This window comes from Aromatoleum tolulyticum, from assembly GCF_900156155.1.
In the GTDB taxonomy this organism is placed as follows: domain Bacteria; phylum Pseudomonadota; class Gammaproteobacteria; order Burkholderiales; family Rhodocyclaceae; genus Aromatoleum; species Aromatoleum tolulyticum.
This window is the reverse complement of sequence record NZ_FTMD01000005.1, coordinates 56,282-76,454: the sequence shown is the minus strand read 5'-3', so window position 1 is coordinate 76,454 and position 20,173 is coordinate 56,282. Positions and strand designations below refer to the sequence as shown.

Here is a 20,173-nt window from a genome sequence, read left to right as displayed (position 1 = left end):
TGCGTCAGGCGTCGGCCCCCGCTTTCGCGGTCCAGCGCGCCATCCATTCGTCGGCAGGCGCCGGGCGGCCGAAGAGATAGCCCTGATGCACGACCTTGCCGCGGCTGTTCAGGAACTCGGCCTGCTCGGCCGTTTCCACCCCTTCCGCGACGACCTTCAGCTGCAGCTGGCGTGCCACCGCCAGGATGGTCTCCACGAGGGCGGCATCGCTGGGGTCATGGGGCGCATCCTGCACGAAGGTCTTGTCGATCTTGAGTTCGTCGATGGGCAGGCGCTTGAGGTAGGCGAGCGACGAGTAGCCGGTACCGAAATCGTCGATCGAAAAACGGATGCCGAGGGCCGACAGCTCGTTCATCTTCGCAACGACGTCGCTCACGTTGTCGATGATCAGCCCCTCGGTGATCTCGAGCGTGAGCCGTGCAGGCTCGGCGCCGGTCCTGTCGAGCACCTCCCGCACCCAGGAATTGAACTCGGGCCTGCGGAAATGCCGTGGACTGATATTCACCGACAGCGCGAGCGGAAGACCCTGCCTCGCCGCGACCGCGATCAGCCGGCAGGCCTCGTTCATGACCCAGATGCCCAGTTCGACGATGAGATCCGATTCTTCGGCGATCGGCACGAAGACGCCCGGAGCCACCAGTCCGCGCTGCGGGTGTTGCCAGCGCACCAGCGCTTCCGCACCGACCATATCGCCGGATGCACTGAACTGCGGCTGGAGAAACAGGCGAAGCTCGCCGCGCGGAATGCCGGCACGCAGTTCGCGTTCGATGCGGAAGCTCTCCGCAGCCGTTTCGCCCATGCTGGCTTCGAAGAATGCCGGGTGGCTTTCGCCACTCTCCTTGGCACGATGCAGCGCCGTGGTGGCACGACGCAGGATTTCGCTCGGCGTGTCGCTGTCTTCTTCCGGGAACAGCGTGATGCCGATGCTGCCGGTGATGCGTACCGTCTCCCCGCCCAGCTCGAACGGGGTTTCCAGCGCCGCCCGGATCTTGCGGGCGACCTGCAACGCATGCCGGCTGGCGGCCTCGGCCGTACGGTCGACCACGGGCAGCATCAGGGCAAACTCGTCGCCAGCCATGCGCGCCACGGTGTCGCCTTCGCGCACGACGTCGCGCAGTCTCGCCGCCACCGCCGTCAGGAGTGCGTCGCCGAGCACGCTGCCGCGTGCGTCATTGACAACCTTGAAACGGTCGATGTTGAACAGCAGCAAGGCCTCCCTGTAGCCCTGATGCTGGCGCGAGGCCAGCACCTGCGAAATGCGGTCGATCAGCAGGCTGCGGTTCGGCAGCCCGGTCAGCTCGTCGTAGAAGGCGAGATGATGGATGCGCTCGGCGGCGGCCTTGCGTTCGGTGATGTCCTGCTGGATTGCGAGGTAATGGCTGACGGTGCCGTCAGACTCCCGCACCGGCGCGATGATCGAATACTCGATGATCTCGCTGCCGTCGCGCCGCCGGTTCACGATCTCGCCCTGCCAGATCTCGCCACGCTGCAGGGTCAACCACATCTCGCGGAAAGTCTCGGACGAGGTCTTGCCCGACTTGAAGATGCGCGGGTTGCGTCCCAGCACCTCGTTGCGGGAAAAACCGGTGATGCGGACCAGTGCATCGTTCACATATTCGATATGTCCGTCGGGATCGGTGATGAAGATGCACTCCGGACTCTGCTCGACGGCGAGCGAGAGCTTGCGCAGCTCGTCGTCGGCGAGCTTGCGCGCGGTAACGTCCTGGACCGTGCCGATGGCCCCCAGAAATTTGCCGTCCGCGTCGAAACGCAGGTCGGCCCGCTCCTGCAGCCACGCGACTCCCCCGTTGCGCAGGATGCGGTGCTCGACGTCGTAAGGCGCGCCCTGCAGTGCGGCCTGCCAAGCCAGGTCAATCGCTGCCCGATCGTCGGGATGGATGAACTGCAGGAAATCGTCGTAACTGACCGGCGTTCCCGGCCGGACGTCGAATAGCCGGTACGTTTCGTCCGACCACACGAGGGTGTTGCTTCGCGCATCGAGGTTCCAGCTGCCTATCCGTGCGACGGACTGCGCCTGCGAAAGATTTGCCGCAAGTCGCTGGCTTTCCTGTTGCGCGCGCGCAAGGCGGCGATTGATCCAGCCGAGGCGGAAGGTCGCGAACGCGACCAGCGCGAAGCCCGCCAGCAGCAGGGAGACGGCATAGGATTTCCAGCGCTGCCAGACGTCGACGAGGGTGAATTCCGGCGCCCGGTCGAAAGGCGGCAGCCGCAGTTCGCGCAACAGGTCGTCCACCGGGCGGTAATCGCCCGGAATCGTGAAACCGGAGATGCGCAGCGTGTCGGCGACTGCACCGTCGTGAGGCAAGGCGAGCAGCGCCGCGGTCGCGCGCCGGGCGAGATCGTGGGGCACCTGCGGCATTGCGAAGACCGGCCATTCGGGATACAGCCGCGTGCTGACCGGAAACGGGTAGCCGGGATAGCGCCGCGAGCCGATCAGCTTGAGCTGCGCGGGGTCGAGCCGGCCCTGGCGCGCGAGCGATTCGATCACGCCGGAACGGACGAAACCGACGTCGGCGCGCCCTTCCAGCACGGCGTCGATGGCCTTGTTCTGGGGCTGTCCGGTTTCGACGAGAAGCTGCACGCGCGGCGGCTGCGCACCGGCACGCAGCAACTCGGCCACCTGCATCTGGTAGGCGCCGAATGCGGAGCGCCCCGCCGTCGCGACTCGAACATGGCCGACATCGTCCAAGGAATCGATGTCGGAACGGTCCGCGCGGGTGAAGATGACCCCGCCGAAGGCGCTGACCGGCACCCCGTCTTCCTTGTTCACCAGGGTGACGAGCGGCGAGGAGAGGTGGTGCTGGTAGGTCAGCTGCACGTACAGCGCAGGATTCACGAGCACGAAGTCGATGTGCCCGTTCGCCAGCGCTGCGACGAGGTCGTCGAGGTGATGCACGCGCAGGACAAAGCGCCTGCCCTCGACGGCACCGTTCAGGTAATCGACAAGCGGTTGCCAGCGCGCGCGGGCTTCATCCAGCGGGCTGAACGACAGGACGGCGAACTCGACGGGATCGTGTGCGACTCCCCCCGCAGGCGCCTCCTTCGCGTGGACAACGCCCAGGTGGAGCGACACGCCCGCGGCGGTCAGGACGAGCAGGAGCCCGGCGCACAACTTCGCCACGCCTGCACGCAGCCTGTCGGGGCGACACCAGTCCAGTGAAATCATGATCGGACGCTCGGCTTCAGGACCTCGTTACGCTTCCTGCTCCTCCTCCGGAACCGCACGTCACTTGCGTTGCACGTCGATCACGTCGCGCACTTCGCGGATGAGCGCGATCGCGCGTTGCACCTGTGCGACGCTGTTGACCTCCATCGTGAAGCGCATGAACGCCGTACCCTTCTTCGTGATCGTATTCACGGCGATGACGTTGAGTTTCTCGCGCGACAGGACCTCGGAAATGTCGCGCAGCAACCCCTGCCGGTCGGCCGCCTGAACGGCGACGTCGACCGGAAAGACCGACTCGCGGTTGTTGAAGGCCTGTTCGCCCCAATCCGCCTTGATGACCCGTTCCGGATGGTCGCGCACCAGGCGCTGGAAGTCGGGACAATCGATGCGATGGATCGACACTCCGCGGCCGCGGGTGACGAAGCCTTCGATCGCATCCGGAGGGGCCGGCTTGCAGCAGCGGCCGAGCGAGGTCATGAGCTTGCCGACGCCGACGACCAGCACCTTGTCGTTGGACTCGTTCTTATGACTGCGGCCGATGACGATCTCGGGTTCCGGAACAGGCGCTTCGGGCGCCTCGCCCTCACGCAGCGCCATCTGCACCGAGCGGGGCCCGACTTCGCCGCGGCCGGCGGCGAGGTACATCGATTCCGCGTTCTTGAATCCCAGCCTGCCGGCAAGTTCGTCGATGTTCGCACGCGACTGGCGCTCGCGCTGCAGTTCGCGCGCGACGAAGCTGCGCCCGCGCGCCAGCAGCTCTTCCTCTTCCTGCTGGCTGAAGAACTGGCGGATCTTGTTGCGCGCGCGGCTGGTCGCGACGTAGTGCTGCGTCGGGTTCAGCCAGTCGCGGGAGGGACCGCCCTCCTTGGCGACGGTGATCTCGACGGTCTGGCCGTTCTCGAGCTGCGTGTTGAGCGTCACCAGGTGCCCGTCCACCTTGGCCCCGCGGCAGCGGTGTCCGAGGTCGGTATGCAGGCGGTAGGCGAAGTCGATCGGCGTGGCGCCGCGCGGCAGGTCCACGACCTTGCCCTGCGGCGTAAGCACGTAGATGGCATCGTCGAGCGAGGCGCGCTTGAATTTCTCGACCCAGTCGGCCGAGTCGGTCACTTCGTCGCGCCATGACAGCAGGCTGCGCAGCAGCGCGATCTTTTCGTCGTAGTCGCTGCCGTGGCTCTTGCTGCCTTCCTTGTAGCGCCAGTGCGCGGCGACGCCCAGCTCCGCGTGACGGTGCATCTCGTGCGTGCGGATCTGGACTTCCAGCGCGCGGCCGTCGCCGGCCAGCACCGCGGTGTGCAGGGACTGGTAGTTGTTGCCCTTGGGGTTCGTGATGTAGTCGTCGAACTCCTGGCCGATCGGCTGCCACAGCTGGTTCACGATGCCGAGCACGGTGTAGCAGTCGCGTACGTTGTCGACCAGCACGCGCAGCGCGCGAATGTCGTAGACCTGCGAGAAGTCGAGCCGCTTGGCGCGCATCTTGTTGTAGATGCTGTAGATGTGCTTCGGCCGCCCGTAGACCTCGGCCTCGATTCCGACTGCGGCGATTTCCTTCTGCAGCCGCTCGATCGACGACTGGATGAATTCCTCGCGCTCGACCCGGCGCTCGTCGAGCATCTTGGCGATGCGCTTGTAGGTCTCCGGTTCGAGGAAGCGGAAGGACAGGTCTTCCAGTTCCCACTTGAGCTGCCACACGCCGAGACGGTTCGCGAGCGGCGCGTAGATGTCGAGGCTCTCGCGCGCGACATCGGTGCGAACGTCGACCTTGTGTTCGGTGAAATAGCGTAGCGTCTGCGTGCGCGACGCGAGCCGCAGCAGCACGACGCGGATGTCCTCGACCATCGCGAGCAGCATCTTGCGCAGGACTTCCGTCTGGGCACGGATCTCGGGCGCGGTCGCGGTGGCGGTCATGCGCGTGAGCAGGCGCAGGCCGTTCAGGCGGCGCAGCCCGTCGACGAGCCGCGCGGCAGGCTGGCCGAACTTTTCCGCGATCTTGTCGGTGGCGCCGTCGATGTAGTCGCCGACAGCGAACAGGATCGCCGCGATCCGCGTCTCGACGTCGAGGCGCAACGAGGCCACGATCAGCGCCATGCCGATCGCGTGGGTCCAGACGGATTCACCGGTGCCGAGAAAATGTCCTTCATAGACACCCTCGGCAAGGGCAACGGCATCGACGATGGCCGCGCGCTCCTCCGTGCTCAGCCCTTCGGCGAGCAAGTCGATGGGGGCTGCGGACTCGGACTGGGAAATTGCATGCGTGACGGAAACCATGTGCGGATTATCCCATATGGTGCGCCAAACACGCCGCGCAGCACGCCACACACGCGCAGTGTGAGATCATCTTCGGCCCGACCGATGCGCCCTGCGGATGCGCCGACAGGCACCCGGGGCGCACACGCAAAATGAAAAAGACCTTCGCCAACCCCTACCTCCTGCTCACCCTCACCGTTTTGTTCTGGTCCGGCAACATGATCGTCGGCCGCGGCCTGCATGGCGCGGTCCCGCCGCTGGCGCTGGCCTTCTGGCGCTGGACGATCGCGCTGATGCTGATGCTCCCGTTCGCACTGCCCCACCTGCGCAGCCAGTGGCCGCAACTGCGGGCGCGCTGGCCGACGGTGGTGTTCCTCGGCCTCGTCGGCGTCGGCGGCTACAACACCTTCGCCTACATCGCGCTCCAGTACACGACCGCAACGAGCGCGACGCTGCTCAACTCCTTCACGCCCATCGCGACGATCGTGCTGGCGTTCCTGTTCCTCGGCAAGCGCCTCGGACGGCTGGAGACGCTGGCGATCGTGCTGTCCTTCGCCGGCGTCATGACGATCGTGAGCCACGGCAGCATCGCGACCCTGCTCGGACTGAGCCTCAACCACGGCGACCTGTGGATGCTGCTCGCGGTGCTGACCTGGGGCATCTACACCGTCGGGTTGCAGCGGCGCCCTGCCGGGGTGGATCCGATGCTGCTGCTCGCCGCCTTCACGCTCGTCGGCCTGCTGCCGCTGATCCCCGCCTATCTGTGGGAAATCGACCAAGGACGGACGATTGCCGTCAGCGCCGCGTCGATCGCCGGCATTCTGTACACGGGGATCTTCCCCGGCTTTCTCGGCTATGTGTTCTACAACGCCGCCGTGGCAGCCGTCGGCCCGAACCGCGGCGCGCAGTTCATCCATCTGATGCCGGTGTTCACGACCCTGCTGGCGGCGGTCTTCCTCGGCGAGCGGCCGCTGTGGTACCACTTCGTGGGGATCGCGCTGGTGTTTTCGGGCATCGTGCTGGCCACGCGCGGCCCGGGGCGCTGACGCGATGATCGGCATCCTCGAACGCTTCCGCCGCTGGCGCAGGACGCGCCGCGTCGATGCGGTGTCGGTTTCCGACGAGATGTGGGCGCGTGCGGAAGCGCGGCTGCCCTTCCTCGATTACCTCGGGCCGGAGCACCGCCGGCGGCTGCGCGAACTGGCGCGCGCCTTCATCGCCGAGAAGCAGTTCTACGGCGCCCGCGGCTTCGCGCTCACCGACGAGGTCATCGTCACGATCGCCCTGCAGGCCTGCCTGCCGGTACTGCGCATCGGGCTGCACGCCTACCGCGGCTGGATCGGCGTGATCGTGTACCCGGGGGATTTCGTCATTCCGCGCAAGATCATGGATGAGACCGGCGTCGTGCACGAATACGACGACGAGGTGCTCGGCGAAGCGTGGGAAGGCGGCCCGGTGCTGGTGTCGTGGCATGACGAGCAGGACGCGCCGGAGGGTGTGAATGTCGTGGTCCACGAGTTCGCCCACAAGCTCGACATGGAAAACGGCGAGGTCGACGGCCTGCCCCTGCTGCCCGCGGGGATGTCGCGCAAGGCGTGGGCGCAGGCCTTCTCCGCGGGCTACGAGCGCTTCTGCCGGCAGGTCGACACACACCAGGAGACGGCGCTCGACCCCTACGGCGCCGAGAGCCCGGGCGAGTTCTTCGCCGTCGCGTCCGAGACCTTCTTCGAAGCCCCCTGCCTGCTGCAGGAGGACTTCCCGGCAATCTACGAGCAGCTGCGGCAGTTCTACGGCGCCGACCCCGCGGCCGGCGAACGGCGCGTGTACGGCGAACCGCCGCGGGACGCGGGCGTCGAATCGCCATGAGCGAACGCAAGCGGCTGCTGGTCGTGTATCACACCCAGTCCGGTAATACCGGCCGTCTGGCGGAGGCGGTCGTGCGCGGCGCGCGACGCGTGGCCGAGACCGAAACCGTCGTGAAGCGGGCCTTCGATGCGGGCGTCGACGACCTGCTCGCCTGTGACGCCCTGTTGCTCGGCACGCCCGAGAACTTCGGCTACATGTCCGGCGCGCTCAAGGACTTCTTCGATCGCACCTATTACCCCTGCGAAGGCAAGCTCACGGCCCTGCCCTACGCCGTGTTCGTCAGCGCGGGGAACGACGGGACGGGCGCGGTGCGCGAGATCGAACGCATCGCCCGCGGCTATGGATGGAAGGCGGTGGCGGAAGCGGTGATCGTACGCAAGCTCGTCACCGACGACGCGCTCGTGCAATGCGAGGAACTCGGCGAGGCGATCGCAAGCGGACTCGCGCTCGGGATCTTCTGACCGCCCGGCCGGCCCGCACGGGCACGAACGATGCGTGCGCTGATATTCCATAAGGGTTTTATGGCGTATGTCCGGCACCCGAAAAGTCCTGTGAATCCAGGTCCTGCGCGCCTTTCGCGAATCGCTGCAAACGCCGCAGACGAAATTCGATTGCGATCCTGTGACAGCCGGTCTAAGCTGGAATCGCTGCTTTCGCAGGCGCAGCGTGCTGTCCGTTCGACTCAAATCCCGGAGGACGATTCATGGCGATTACCTGGATTCTGGTTGCCAATGCCAGCCTGGCCAAACTGTATGCGAACCTTGGTCCCAACAAGGGCCTGACGCTGGTTAAGGAGCTGATCCACCCCGAAAGTCGACAGAAGAATTCCGAACTCGTAACAGACCGCGCCGGAGCGTCACCCTCGGCAGGCAACGCATCGGGTTCGAAGCAGGCACAGACGCAGCCCAAGACTCACGAGGCCAAGGTCTTTGCCCAGGAGATTGCACAGGAGCTATACAAAGGACGAGCCACGAACGCATTCGGCCGGGCCATCGTCTTCGCGCCGCCGGCATTCATGGGAATGCTCAATTCGGTGCTCGACAACCCGACCGCCCAGCTGATCACGGACCGCTTCGAAAAGGACTACACCAAGGAACCCGAACCGGTGCTGCGCGAACGCCTCGCGTCCTGCCTGTTCGTCTGATTCCGGCCGATTCTTCGAGCGTCTCTCTTCAGGAGACGATGGGACCGTGATGAGCGGTCCCGAAGAGCAGCGGGGCGCTTGGCGCCCCGCTTTTTTTTCACCTGCGCTGCGCGCGCGCCGTAATTTCAATGCCGCCACTGGCGCCCGCTGAATTGCATGCGCTCGGCATTCTCCATTTCCATCATGGTCATGAAGTCGCTGCGGCTCATCTGGATGATTTTTTCGTGGTCGCCAGCCTCGAAGTAGATCTCGTCCTCGTCGGCGAGACTTTCATCCACGATCATGCGCATGCCGTAGACCGCCCCCAGCGGCGGCACCGCACCGGCTTCGCAGTCGCCGAACAGCTCGGACAGTTCGGACTCGCTCGCCAGGCGCAACTCGCGATGCATCGCCCGGCTCAGGATGCCCAGCTGCACGTGCTGTGTCGACGGCAGCACGGCCATCAGGTAGCCGTGGTCGTCCTCGAGCACGACCGATTTCGCGAGGCTGCTCGCCGGAATGCGCGCAAGGTGCGCGGTATCCATGCTGCTGTGGGAATGGGGATGGCTCAGCACGTCGTAGCGCAGACCGTGCTCCATCATGTATTCGTGAACTCTCGACGGGATTGCCATGGCAGTTCTCCTGGTCATCAGGTGCGGGCAATTCTTGTACGTCGCCCTTGGCAATATTGGGATCCGGAAACCCTCCCTGCGGCGCCCCTGCGCGTTCGCCGACGATGTATTTTAGGATGCCGGCGGCGAGCTTGCAGGGATGCAGCACCCCCCTGCCCGCCGGCTCAGTCCTGCGCGCCGGCTGTGCCCGGCCAGGATTCGAGCACGGTGTATTGCGCCCCTTCGGGCTTGGGATCGGACTCGACCAGCACGAATTCGCCCACCGGCCATTCGATCGGAGGATCGAGCTCCGCTGCCGGAAACTCGCCGCGTGCGTTGCGCAGCAGCGTGACGTGCGCGGCGAACTTGCGGCGTTCGACGGGGAAGCCCCCTTCGGCGAGCGCGGCGTTGAGCTGCGTCACGAGCGATTCCAGTTCCTCCGGCAATTCGCTCGCCCCCGCCCACACGATGTGGTTGTGGCGCCAGCCGGCAACGCGGTCGAGCCGGAGCATGAACGGCGAGAATGCGACCTTGCCCGCCGCCGCGCGCAGGTCGTCGAGGCGCGCGCGCGGAATGTCGCCGATGAAGGCGAGCGTCAGGTGCAGGGTGTCGCGGCGCATGCGGCGACCACCGGCGAGTCCGTGTGCGCACTCGGCCTCCTTGTGCAGCCTGCGCGCGACCGCCGGCGCGGGCCAGAGGGCGAAGTACACCCGCGCGCGCTGCCTTGCGCCGGGCGCAGGATCAGGCAGCCGCGTCATCCTGTACGAGCAGGGCCACGACCTGGGCGGCAATGCCTTCGCCGCGACCGGTGAAGCCGAGCTTCTCGGTGGTCTTGCCCTTGATATTCACCACCGCTTCCTCGATCCCGAGGTCGGCCGCGATGTTCGCGACCATCGCCGGGGCATGCGGCAGGATCCGCGGTGCGCGGCAGATCACCGTGGCGTCGACGTTGACGACCGCAAAGCCGGCAGCACGCACGGCGGCGTAGGCCTCGCGCAGCAGCACGCGGCTGTCCGCGCCGGCGTGCTGCGGATCGGTGTCGGGGAACAGGCGCCCGATGTCGCCCATACCCGCGGCACCGAGCAGTGCATCGGTCAGCGCGTGCAACAGCACGTCGGCGTCGGAATGGCCGAGCAGCCCGCGCTCATAGGGAATCGTGACCCCGCCCACGATCAGCGGGCGTCCCGGCACCAGGGCATGCACGTCGAAGCCCTGGCCGATGCGGAAGGGTACTTTCATCTCAACGGGACTCCCTGTTCGTGAGGATCCACTCGGCCAGGTGCAGGTCGAGCGGATAGGTGACCTTCAGGTTGGTGGCGTCGCCCTCGATCAGCCGGGGCCGCAGGCCGGCGGCCTCGATCGCGCTGGCCTCGTCGGTGACGTTGCTCGCGGCCTCCAGCGCACGGCGCAGCATCACGTAGCGGAACATCTGCGGCGTCTGCGCCTGCCACAGGCTGTCGCGCGGCACGGTCTCGAGCACGTGGCGATGCGCGTCGGCACGCTTGAGCGTATCGGCGACGGGAACCGCCAGAATGCCGCCGACCTCGTCGTGGGCGAGATCGCGGATCAGCTTCTCGATGTGCCAGCGGGCGAGACAGGGGCGCGCCGCATCATGCACGAGCACCCAGTCCGACTGCTCCGCCTCGCGCGCAATCGCGCGCAAGCCGCCCAGCACGCTGTCGGCGCGCGTGGCGCCGCCGCAGAACAGCGGCACCAGCTTGGGGCCGAGGCCGGACCAGTCGTGGCGCTTCCACTCCGCATCGCCGACCGAGAGCACGACGAAGACCTTGTCGATCTCCGGCGTCGCGCACAGCACTTCGAGCGAATGCCGGATGAGCGGCTTGCCGAGCAGCTCGAGATACTGCTTCGGCTGCGATGCGCCCATGCGGCTGCCGCTGCCGGCAGCCGGGACGATCGCGAAATGGCGGGGATGAAAGTTCTGCATGGCGCGGATTCTAACCGTGCCGCACCAGGCCTGGCGAAACTCCGCCCATCGCGTGCGCGCCGGCGGCGATTGGAATAAAGTTGCAAACAGGAAGGAAGGAACGAGGCCGCCCCGCGAAACCCGCACAGAACGAGTGAAAGGAGAGCCCGCAGTGCCCTTTGCAAAACCGGTCGATCTTGCCCAGATCGAGGCTTTCCTGATCGCGATCGGCATCGGTCTGCTGATCGGATTCGAGCGCGAGCGCGTCGCGTCGGCGCGAGCCGGCGTCCGCACCTTCGGCATCGTCGGCCTGTTCGGCGCGCTGGCCGCGATGCTCGGCGAGCACCTCGTCTCCATCGCGCCGGTGGTCGTCGGCATGGCGATCATCGGCGCGATGATCATCGCCGCCTACCTGCGCCATCCGGATCCGGTCGATCCGGGGACGACCTCCGTGGCCGCCCTGCTGGTGTGCTACTGCCTGGGGGTCGCCGTATGGCTGGGACATGCGATGGTGGCGGTGATCCTGTCGGTTGCGACGACGATCCTGCTCTACTTCAAGACCGAGCTGCGGGGCGTCGCGACGCGGCTGGAGGCGAAGGAATGGATCTCGATCTTCCAGTTCGCCGTCCTGTCGCTGGTCATCCTGCCCTTTCTCCCGGACGAAACCTTCGACCCGTACAACGCGATCAATCCGCGCCAGATCTGGTGGATGGTGGTGCTGATCTCGGGCCTGAGCCTTGCGGGCTACGCGACGCTGCGCCTGGTCGGCGCGCGCTACGGCGCGGCCTTTGTCGGCATCGCCGGCGGACTCGCATCGAGCACCGCGACGACGCTCATCTACGCACGCAATGCGCGCGAAACACCGCGCTCCGCCCCGATGGCGGCACTCGTGATCGTGCTCGCGAACCTGGTGATGATGATCCGCGTCGCCGTGATCGCGGCGGTGGTGGCGCCGGGCGTCGTGAAGTCGCTGGCGCTGGCGATCGCCCCCGCCCTGCTCCTCGGCGCACTCAGCCTGTTCTGGTACTGGCGCGAGCAGACGAGCGGCCAGGCCTTCATGCCCGAAACGCGCAACCCGACCGAACTGCGCGCCGCGCTCGGCTTCGGCGCGGTATATGCCGTGGTGCTCTTCGTCTCTGCCTGGCTCTCCGAGATCGCGGGCAAGCAGGGGATGTACGCCCTCGCGCTGGTGTCCGGCCTCACCGACATGGATGCGATCGCGCTGTCCAGCATGCGCCTCTTCAACCTCGGGAAGCTCGCGCTCGACGTCGCGGCGATCGCCATCTGCCTGGCAATGATCGCGAATCTCGCGTTCAAGACCGGCATTGCCGTCGTCGTGGGCGGACGGCCGCTGGGCATGAAGATTCTCGGCGGCATGGGCGCGGTCGCGGCCGGCCTGGGCGGCGGGATCGCCTGGCTCGCAATGTTTCCGGGAAGCCTATAATTAGCAAAGGCTGAACAACGCGTTCGTTCCCGCCACCTCACCCGAAAGGAATTCCATGGCCACTGCCTCCATTCGCCCCGCTGCGGTCGCCGGCTACTTCTATCCCGACGATCCGCAGGTGCTGCAGGCCCAGATCGGTGAAATGCTCTCGACCGCCGTGCCACTGGAAGCCGTGTCCGCGCCGAAGGCGCTCATCGTGCCGCATGCAGGCTACGTCTATTCCGGTCCGGTTGCGGCCAGCGCGTATGCGGCGGCGGCAGGGCTGCGCGACGTGGTGCGGCGCGTGGTGCTGCTGGGGCCCGCCCACCGCATGCCCGTCGCATCGTTCGCGCTGCCGGCGGCCCAGGTGTTTTCGACGCCGCTCGGACCTGTGCCGGTCAGCCGCAAGGACTGGCTCGCGCTGCAGCAACGCGCCGATGTCGTCGTCGACGACCGCCCGCATGCGCTCGAGCATTGCCTGGAGGTGCAGCTTCCCTTCCTGCAGACCATCCTCGACGCCTTCGAGCTCGTCCCGCTGCTGGTGGGCGGCGCGAGCGGCGATCAGGTCGCGGATATCCTCGACGCGCTGTGGGGCGGCCCCGAAACACTGATCGTCATCAGCTCGGACCTCTCGCACTATCAGCCCTATGCGCAGGCCTGCTGCACCGACCGCAGTTCGGTCGACCAGATCCTCAAGCTGCGCACCGGCCTCGACCACGACCAGGCCTGCGGCGCGACGCCGATCAACGGACTGCTGCGCGTCGCGGCACGTCACGGCGTCGAACCGCATCTGCTCGACTTGCGCAACTCCGGCGACACGGCGGGGGACCGCGCGCGCGTCGTCGGCTACACCAGCATCGCGTTCTGCGAATCGTCCAGCCATGCCGCTTCCGCCCGACACTGAACTCGGCCAGATCCTGCTTGCGCGTGCGCGACACGCGATCGCGCACGAACTCGGCGCCGAGAAGGATCCGCCCGACGGCGATCCACGGCTCACCGAACGCGGCGCGACTTTCGTGACGATCAGGCGCAAAGGGGAACTGCGCGGCTGCATCGGCAGCGTCCGCCCGCAACGATCGCTCGGCGAAGATGTCGTAATCAATGCGGTGGGTGCCGCAACGAGGGATCCGCGATTTCCGCCGATGTCGCGCGAGGAACTCGACAAGGTGGACATCGAGGTGTCGCTGCTGTCGCCCCCCGAGTTCGTCGAGTTCTCGGGCGAGGACGAGCTGATACGCAAGCTGCGTCCCGGGGTCGATGGACTGCTGCTGTTCTCCGGCTGTCGCAGCGCGACCTTCCTGCCGCAGGTATGGGAGCAGCTCCCGGAACCGCGCATGTTCCTCGCTGCGCTCAAGCAGAAGGCCGGCCTCGCACCGGATCGCCCCACTCCGGACCTGATGGCGGCGACCTACACGGTGCGAAAGTGGAAGGAACCGTGAAATGAACTACCCCGCGCGCTACTGGCATCATCTTGACGACGGTCGCATCCAGTGCGATCTGTGCCCGCGATACTGCCGGCTGCACGCGGACCAGCGCGGGGCGTGCTTCGTGCGCATGCGCGAAGGCGACGCGATCGTCCTCACCACCTATGGACGAAGCTCGGGCTTCTGCATCGATCCGATCGAGAAGAAACCGCTCAACCACTTCTACCCCGGCACCAGCGTGTTCTCGTTCGGCACCGCGGGCTGCAACCTCGCGTGCAAGTTCTGCCAGAACTGGGATATTTCCAAATCCCGCGACATGGACCGCCTGATGGACGCCGCCGCCCCTGAGGAGATCGCACGCACCGCTGCGGACTGGGGTTGCAGCAGCGTGGCGTTCACCTACAACGACCCGGTGATCTTTGCCGAGTATGCGATCGACACGGCAAAGGCGTGCCATGCGCGGGGCCTGAAGGCGGTTGCCGTGACGGCCGGCTACATCACCGAACTCGCGCGCCCCGAGTTCTACGCCCACATGGATGCCGCCAACGTCGACCTCAAGGCATTCACGGACGAGTTCTACGTCAGGGAATGCGGCGCGCACCTGCAGCCGGTGCTCGATACGCTCAAGTGGCTGGTTCACGAGAGCGATGTGTGGGTGGAGATCACGACGCTCCTGATCCCGGGGCTCAACGACTCGGAGGACGAGGTCCGCGCGCTGTCGCAATGGGTCGCGAAGGAACTGGGCACCGAAGTGCCCCTGCACTTCACCGCCTTCCACCCCGACTTCAAGCTCACCGACCTTCCGCCGACGCCGCCGGCAACGCTGACACGCTCGCGCCGCATCGCGCTCGCGGAAGGGCTGAAGCACGTCTACACCGGCAACGTGCATGACCGCGAAGGCGGCATCACGCGCTGCACGCATTGCGGCACCGCGTTGATCGAACGCGACTGGTACGAAATCCTCGATTACGCGCTCGACGACGCGGGCGCCTGCCGCAAGTGCGGCACCGCACTCGCCGGCCGCTTTGGGCACTTCTCGTCGCCCTTCGGTTCGCGGCGCATCCCGGTCGCCATCCATCGGCAGCCCGCCGTGCCTGCGAAACCCAGACCCGGAACCACCCAATCGTGAAACTGCGAACGACCGACATCAGCATTCCCTTCGAGCACATCTGGCTCAACGGCGAGCTCGTGCATGCGCCCGACGTGGATGGCCTTGCCGTGGTGCTGCGGCCGGCCGGCAGCCCGTTCGGACAGTCGCGCGACCTGCGCGTGGCGCGCGAACTGCAGCGTGCCGGGTTCGCGACGCTGCTGATCAATCTGCTCACCGCCTACGAGGAAGCGCGGGACCCGGACGCCCGCTTCAACGTACCGCAGATGGCCCACCGGGTGGTGGCGGTGCTCGACTGGGTCGGCCACCAGCCGCCGCTGGCCGGACTCGGAGTGGGCCTGGTCTCCTCCGACACCGCGAGCGGCGCGGCGATCCGCGCCGGATGGAAGGCTGGCGACAGGCTGTCGGCGATCGTCTGCCGCGCAGGCCGGCCCGACCTCGCCGGCCTGACGCCACTCAACACGCTTGCCGTGCCGCTGCGCATGGTGGTCGGCAGCGACGACCCGCAGGCCGCAATGATCCGTCAGGCCTTCGAACATCTGCGTTGCCCGCACGACTGGCAAGTGCTCGACGGAGCGTCGGACGAATTCCGCGAACCGGGAGTCATCGAACGCTTCGGCGAACTCGCTGCAGCATGGCTGCGAGAGAAACTGCCCGCGCCCGGCCCGGCCGAGCAACGCATCCACGACGGCACCGCTGCCGAACCGGCATCAGCGGGAACTGCGGACCAATCACCGCCGGCGCATCCCCTATAATCCGCTCCTCGTTTGCCGCCCTTCTACCCTTTCCCCACACGTTCGTTAGCGGCCCGGCCGCAACAGCCCGATGTCCCGACCGCTCGACGCCCTGATTCCGCAGCTCGCCTCCCTCGCCTTCCCGAAACCCGGCGCACGCCTCGACCTCCCCGCCCTCGCCGGCTCCGCCGACGCGGTCGCGGTCGCCCAGCTCGCGTCGCGCGGGCGCTGCCTGCTGCTGGTGACGGCCAACCCGCTCGACGCCCAGCGCCTGCAGGACGAGATCGCATGGATCGCGCCGGGCCTGCGCACGCACCTGCTGCCCGACTGGGAAACGCTGCCCTACGAGAGCTTCTCGCCGCACCAGGACCTGATCTCCGAGCGCCTGTCGACGCTGTACGCGGTGAGCCGCGGCGAGGCCGACGTCGTCCTGGTGCCGGCCTCGACGGCGCTGTACCGCATGGCGCCGCCCGCCTTCCTCGCGGCCTACACCTTCTTCCTGAAGCAGGGCACGAGACTCGACGTCGACCAGCTGCGCAACCAGATGGCGATCGCCGGTTACACCCACGTCACGCAGGTGGTCAGCCCCGGTGAATTCTCGGTCCGCGGCGGACTGGTCGATCTCTATCCGATGGGGGCGGCCCTGCCCTTCCGCATCGACCTCTTCGACGACGAGGTCGAGAGCATCAAGACCTTCGATCCGGACACGCAGCGTACCGTCTATCCCGTGCCGGAGATCCGCATGCTGCCGGCGCGCGAGTTCCCGATGGACGAGAAGGGACGCACGCACTTCCGCAGCCGCTTCCGCGAAACCTTCGAGGGCGACCCCTCGCGCGTGTCGCTGTACAAGGACGTGTCGAACGGCATCGCACCGGCGGGCATCGAGTACTTCCTGCCGCTGTTCTTCGACGACACGGCTACCCTGTTCGACTACCTGCCGGCCGATGCCGCAGTGGTCCTGCACCGTGACGTTCCGACCGCGATCGACGAGTTCTGGCGCGACACGCGCTCGCGCTACGACTTCCTCAAGGGCGACCGCACACGTCCGGTGCTGCCGCCGGAAGCGCTGTTCCTCGGCCAGGAGTCCTTCTACACCGCGCTCAAGGATCGCCCGCGCGTCCACATCGCCGCACCGGATGCCGGCGCCGAAACCGCCGCCGCGGCGGCGCAGCTCCCCGACTTGTCCGTGGAGCGCAAGGCGACCGATCCGCTGCATCGTTTCAAAGCCTTCCTCGAAGGCGAATGGGCCGCGGCTGGCGGACGGATGCTGGTGCTGGCCGACGCCCCGGGCCGGCGCGAGACGATGTCGGAATTCTTCGCCGAATACGGGCTGAAACCCGCTGCAAGTGCGGATTTCGCGGGCTTTCTCGCATCATCCGAGCCCCTCGCGCTGGGCGTCGGCCCGCTCGCCACCGGCTTCCTGCTGCCCGACGCGAAGATCGCGATCGTCACCGAATCCGAGCTGTATGCCGCCACCACGCGCACGCGCGCCCGCCGCGACGCACGCAAGGCGGCGACGATGGAGGGGTGGCTGCGCGACCTCTCCGAGCTGCGACCGGGCGACCCGGTGGTGCATGAGTCGCACGGCATCGGCCGCTACCTCGGGCTGATCCACATGGACCTCGGCGAGGGGCAGACCGAGTTCCTCGACCTGGAATACGCCAACGGCGACAAGCTCTACGTGCCGGTCGCCCAGCTGCACGTGATCTCGCGCTACGCCGGTGCCGCCCCGGAGGCCGTCGAACTGCACCGCCTCGGCTCCGGCCAGTGGGACAAGGCCAAGCGCAAGGCCGCCATGCAGGTGCGCGACACCGCGGCCGAACTGCTGGCCCTGTACGCGCAGCGCGCGGCCCGCCCCGGCCACCGCTTCGATTTCAAGCAGCACGACCTCGACGCGTTCGCGGAAGGCTTCGGCTTCGAGACCACCCCGGACCAGCAGGGCGCGATCGACGCCGTCATCGCCGACATGAAATCCGGCCGGCCGATGGACCGCCTCGTGTGCGGCGACGTCGGCTTCGGCAAGACCGAGGTCGCCCTGCGCGCGGCCTTCATCGCGGTGGCCGACGGCAAGCAGGTGGTCGTCCTGACCCCGACCACGCTGCTGGCCGAACAGCACTACCAGACCTTTGCCGACCGCTTCGCCGACTTCCCGATCCGCATCGCCGAGCTGTCGCGCTTCAAGAGCGCCAAGGAACAGGCCGAAGCCCTCAAGCAGCTCGCCGAAGGCAAGGTCGACATCATCATCGGCACGCATCGCCTGCTGCAGAAGGACGTCGTCTTCAAGCGCCTCGGCCTCGTCATCATCGACGAGGAGCACCGCTTCGGCGTGCGCCAGAAGGAGGCCCTGAAGGCGCTGCGCAGCGAGATCGACATCCTGACCCTCACCGCGACGCCGATCCCGCGCACGCTCGGCCTCGCGCTCGAAGGCCTGCGCGAGTTTTCGGTGATTGCCACCGCGCCGCAGAAGCGCCTCGCGATCAAGACCTTCGTGCAGCGCCACAGCAAGGGCATCGTGCGCGAGGCGGTGCTGCGCGAGTTCAAGCGCGGCGGCCAGGTGTATTTCCTGCACAACGAGGTCGAGACGATCGAAAACGTGCGCGACGACCTCGCGGAACTGGTGCCCGAGGCACGCATCGTCGTCGGCCACGGCCAGCTGCCGGAGCGCGAACTCGAACGCGTGATGCGCGACTTCACGTCGCAGCGCGCCAACCTGCTGCTGTGCACGACCATCATCGAGACCGGCATCAACATCCCCACTGCCAACACCATCATCATCAACCGCGCCGACCGCTTCGGCCTCGCCCAGCTCCACCAGCTGCGCGGCCGCGTCGGGCGCAGCCACCACCAGGCCTACGCCTACCTGCTGACGGACGCCCATGCCAAGCCGACGGCACTGGCGCAGAAGCGCCTCGAGGCGATCACGGCGATGGAGGAGCTCGGTTCCGGCTTCTACCTCGCGATGCACGACCTGGAGATCCGCGGCGCGGGCGAGGTGCTCGGCGAGAATCAGTCCGGCGAGATCCAGCAGGTCGGCTTCAGCCTGTACACCGAGATGCTCAAGCGCGCCGTGCGCGACCTGCAGGCGGGCAAGGAGCCCGACCTCAGCCAGCCGCTGGAAGTCGTCTCCGAGATCAACCTGCACACGCCCGCGCTGCTGCCGAACGACTACTGCCCCGACGTGCAGGAGCGTCTGACGCTCTACAAGCGCCTGGCCAACTGCGATGCGGACGACGAGCTGCGCAGCCTGCAGGAGGAACTGATCGACCGCTTCGGCGAGCTGCCGCCGCAGACCCAGGCCCTGATCGAATCGCACCGCCTGCGCCTGCTCGTGAAGCCCTACGGCGTCGCCAAGCTCGACGCCAGCGACGCGCAGATCAGCGTCCAGTTCGGGCCCAACCCGCCGATTGATCCGGTCAAGGTGATCATGCTGATCCAGAAGGACCGCAACACCAAGATGTCCGGCCCCGACCGGCTGATCCGCAAGGCCAGCCTGCCCAACCTGAAACAGCGCGTGCAGGGCGTACGGGAGCTGCTCGACGCGGTCAGGGCCTGACGGCCCCGCCCCCGACCTCAGCGCTGCGGCGGCACGGTCCGGGGACCGTGCCGCGACCGCCGCGCCGAGGCCCCGAAACGGGCTCGATCATGCAAGAATGGAAATCGTTTGCGAGATAACGGGAATGCCACTCCGGCGTTCGCCCGACGACTGGAACTACATCGATGAAGCACCCCCTCTTCGAGTGCCTGGGCGACAAGTATCCGATCCACCTCGAAGAGAAATTCGACCGCATCCTCACGCGCATCGAATTCCTGTGGGATACGCCCGAAATCCACGATTACTTCAGCGATCTCCTCATCGACAAGCGCGGCGACCGCCAGGGCTTTCCACCCCTCGTGCTGGCCGACATCATCACGCTGCGAGAATTCCGCGAACTGGAGACCTTCCGCCAAGCCGAGCGGCGCGAACATGCGGTCCGCGAACTCGCCGAACGCGGCATCACCGTCGACCGGGAAGCATTCATCGCCGCCTTGCGCGCCGGCGACCGCCCACTCATCGACCTCTTCGTGCGAGCGAAATTCAGCATCCACGGCATCGAGGTCGACGGCACCCCGCCGCTGCTCTTCGCCCTGAAGAGCGGCTTCACCGTGATTGCCAGCATCCTGGTGAACGCCGGCGCGGACGTGAACGCGCGCGACCGCCTGGGCCTCACGCCCCTCCTCGTCGCCTGCGGCAAACCGACCGAGGGCTACCGCAGCATTGCCGAGGCGCTCGTCATCCGCGGCGCACAGGTTAACGTGCGCGATCCGTTGGGCAACACGCCCCTCCTGCTGTCGCTGTCGGGCGGGGTGGCGGACATCGCCCGGCTGCTGGTCGAACACGGCGCGGACGTCTTCACCAGCACCCGCAAAGGCGAATCCGCGCTCGCGCTTGCGTGCAAACTGGACACGGTGGAAGCCAGGCACGTCGCCGAACTGATCCGGGACAAGGGGGCCACGCGCTGAGCCTGCGTCCGGCAACGCCGCAACATATC

General features: G+C 67.0%; 17 protein-coding genes. 11 read left to right on the top strand and 6 right to left on the bottom strand.

Translation table 11 applies throughout. From position 1 onward, the window contains the following. Nucleotides 1-4 precede the first annotated feature (4 nt). Together BW991_RS09020 and BW991_RS09015 are read right to left on the bottom strand one after the other, a co-directional pair. The gene (locus tag BW991_RS09020; protein ID WP_076601771.1) at nucleotides 5-3,187 is read right to left on the bottom strand and encodes an EAL domain-containing protein; all 3,183 of its coding nucleotides are present in this window, start codon (nucleotides 3,185-3,187) and stop codon (nucleotides 5-7) included. A gap of 60 nt (nucleotides 3,188-3,247) precedes the next feature. Next, nucleotides 3,248-5,452, bottom strand: a complete 2,205-nt coding sequence (locus BW991_RS09015; RefSeq protein ID WP_076601770.1) for a RelA/SpoT family protein — start codon at nucleotides 5,450-5,452, stop codon at nucleotides 3,248-3,250. Nucleotides 5,453-5,583: 131 nt separating this feature from the next. Here BW991_RS09015 and BW991_RS09010 point away from each other — a divergent pair, with 131 nt between their 5' ends. From BW991_RS09010 to BW991_RS08995, 4 genes are all read left to right on the top strand, one after another. Then, nucleotides 5,584-6,477, top strand: a complete 894-nt coding sequence (locus BW991_RS09010) for a DMT family transporter (RefSeq protein ID WP_076601769.1) — start codon at nucleotides 5,584-5,586, stop codon at nucleotides 6,475-6,477. A gap of 4 nt (nucleotides 6,478-6,481) precedes the next feature. After that, nucleotides 6,482-7,297, top strand: a complete 816-nt coding sequence (locus BW991_RS09005; RefSeq protein ID WP_076601768.1) for a M90 family metallopeptidase — start codon at nucleotides 6,482-6,484, stop codon at nucleotides 7,295-7,297. Then, nucleotides 7,294-7,758: a flavodoxin family protein gene (locus BW991_RS09000; RefSeq protein WP_076601767.1), complete on the top strand. Its 465-nt coding sequence runs from the start codon at nucleotides 7,294-7,296 to the stop codon at nucleotides 7,756-7,758. Before BW991_RS09005 ends, BW991_RS09000 begins: the two co-directional genes overlap by 4 nt. Nucleotides 7,759-8,000: 242 nt before the next feature. Next, nucleotides 8,001-8,441 (top strand): host attachment protein, encoded by a 441-nt coding sequence (locus BW991_RS08995; protein ID WP_076601766.1) that lies wholly within the window; start codon nucleotides 8,001-8,003, stop codon nucleotides 8,439-8,441. 125 nt (nucleotides 8,442-8,566) lie between these two features. Here BW991_RS08995 and BW991_RS08990 read toward each other — a convergent pair whose 3' ends face one another. The 4 genes from BW991_RS08990 to ispD all read right to left on the bottom strand — a co-directional run bounded on the left by BW991_RS08990 (nucleotide 8,567) and on the right by ispD (nucleotide 10,976). Beyond that, nucleotides 8,567-9,052 (bottom strand): aminoacyl-tRNA deacylase, encoded by a 486-nt coding sequence (locus tag BW991_RS08990; RefSeq protein ID WP_076601765.1) that lies wholly within the window; start codon nucleotides 9,050-9,052, stop codon nucleotides 8,567-8,569. 164 nt (nucleotides 9,053-9,216) lie between these two features. After that, nucleotides 9,217-9,741 (bottom strand): RNA 2',3'-cyclic phosphodiesterase, encoded by a 525-nt coding sequence (thpR, locus tag BW991_RS08985; protein ID WP_244551651.1) that lies wholly within the window; start codon nucleotides 9,739-9,741, stop codon nucleotides 9,217-9,219. A gap of 31 nt (nucleotides 9,742-9,772) precedes the next feature. Then, nucleotides 9,773-10,270 carry a 2-C-methyl-D-erythritol 2,4-cyclodiphosphate synthase gene (gene ispF / locus BW991_RS08980; RefSeq protein ID WP_076601763.1) on the bottom strand — a complete coding sequence of 166 codons (498 nt, stop codon included), beginning with the start codon at nucleotides 10,268-10,270 and terminating at the stop codon, nucleotides 9,773-9,775. 1 nt (nucleotide 10,271) lies between these two features. After that, nucleotides 10,272-10,976 carry a 2-C-methyl-D-erythritol 4-phosphate cytidylyltransferase gene (ispD, locus tag BW991_RS08975; protein WP_170879071.1) on the bottom strand — a complete coding sequence of 235 codons (705 nt, stop codon included), beginning with the start codon at nucleotides 10,974-10,976 and terminating at the stop codon, nucleotides 10,272-10,274. A 151-nt stretch (nucleotides 10,977-11,127) separates the two neighbouring features. Here ispD and BW991_RS08970 point away from each other — a divergent pair, with 151 nt between their 5' ends. The 7 genes from BW991_RS08970 to BW991_RS08940 all read left to right on the top strand — a co-directional run bounded on the left by BW991_RS08970 (nucleotide 11,128) and on the right by BW991_RS08940 (nucleotide 20,144). Next, nucleotides 11,128-12,399, top strand: coding sequence for an MgtC/SapB family protein (locus BW991_RS08970; RefSeq protein WP_076601762.1), 1,272 nt, complete (start codon nucleotides 11,128-11,130; stop codon nucleotides 12,397-12,399). 55 nt (nucleotides 12,400-12,454) lie between these two features. Further along, nucleotides 12,455-13,282: an AmmeMemoRadiSam system protein B gene (gene amrB / locus BW991_RS08965; RefSeq protein ID WP_076601761.1), complete on the top strand. Its 828-nt coding sequence runs from the start codon at nucleotides 12,455-12,457 to the stop codon at nucleotides 13,280-13,282. Continuing rightward, nucleotides 13,260-13,817, top strand: coding sequence for an AmmeMemoRadiSam system protein A (amrA, locus tag BW991_RS08960; protein WP_076601760.1), 558 nt, complete (start codon nucleotides 13,260-13,262; stop codon nucleotides 13,815-13,817). Before amrB ends, amrA begins: the two co-directional genes overlap by 23 nt. A 1-nt stretch (nucleotide 13,818) precedes the next feature. Continuing rightward, on the top strand, nucleotides 13,819-14,931 hold the full coding sequence (gene amrS, locus BW991_RS08955) for an AmmeMemoRadiSam system radical SAM enzyme (RefSeq protein WP_076601759.1): 1,113 nt from the start codon (nucleotides 13,819-13,821) through the stop codon (nucleotides 14,929-14,931). Further along, the gene (locus tag BW991_RS08950) at nucleotides 14,928-15,665 is read left to right on the top strand and encodes a dienelactone hydrolase family protein (RefSeq protein WP_244551650.1); all 738 of its coding nucleotides are present in this window, start codon (nucleotides 14,928-14,930) and stop codon (nucleotides 15,663-15,665) included. The genes amrS and BW991_RS08950 overlap by 4 nt, the downstream gene beginning before the upstream one ends. A gap of 70 nt (nucleotides 15,666-15,735) precedes the next feature. Then, nucleotides 15,736-19,197: a transcription-repair coupling factor gene (mfd, locus tag BW991_RS08945; protein WP_076601758.1), complete on the top strand. Its 3,462-nt coding sequence runs from the start codon at nucleotides 15,736-15,738 to the stop codon at nucleotides 19,195-19,197. Nucleotides 19,198-19,361: 164 nt separating this feature from the next. Continuing rightward, on the top strand, nucleotides 19,362-20,144 hold the full coding sequence (locus tag BW991_RS08940; RefSeq protein WP_076601757.1) for an ankyrin repeat domain-containing protein: 783 nt from the start codon (nucleotides 19,362-19,364) through the stop codon (nucleotides 20,142-20,144). The last annotated feature ends 29 nt before the right edge of the window (nucleotides 20,145-20,173 follow it).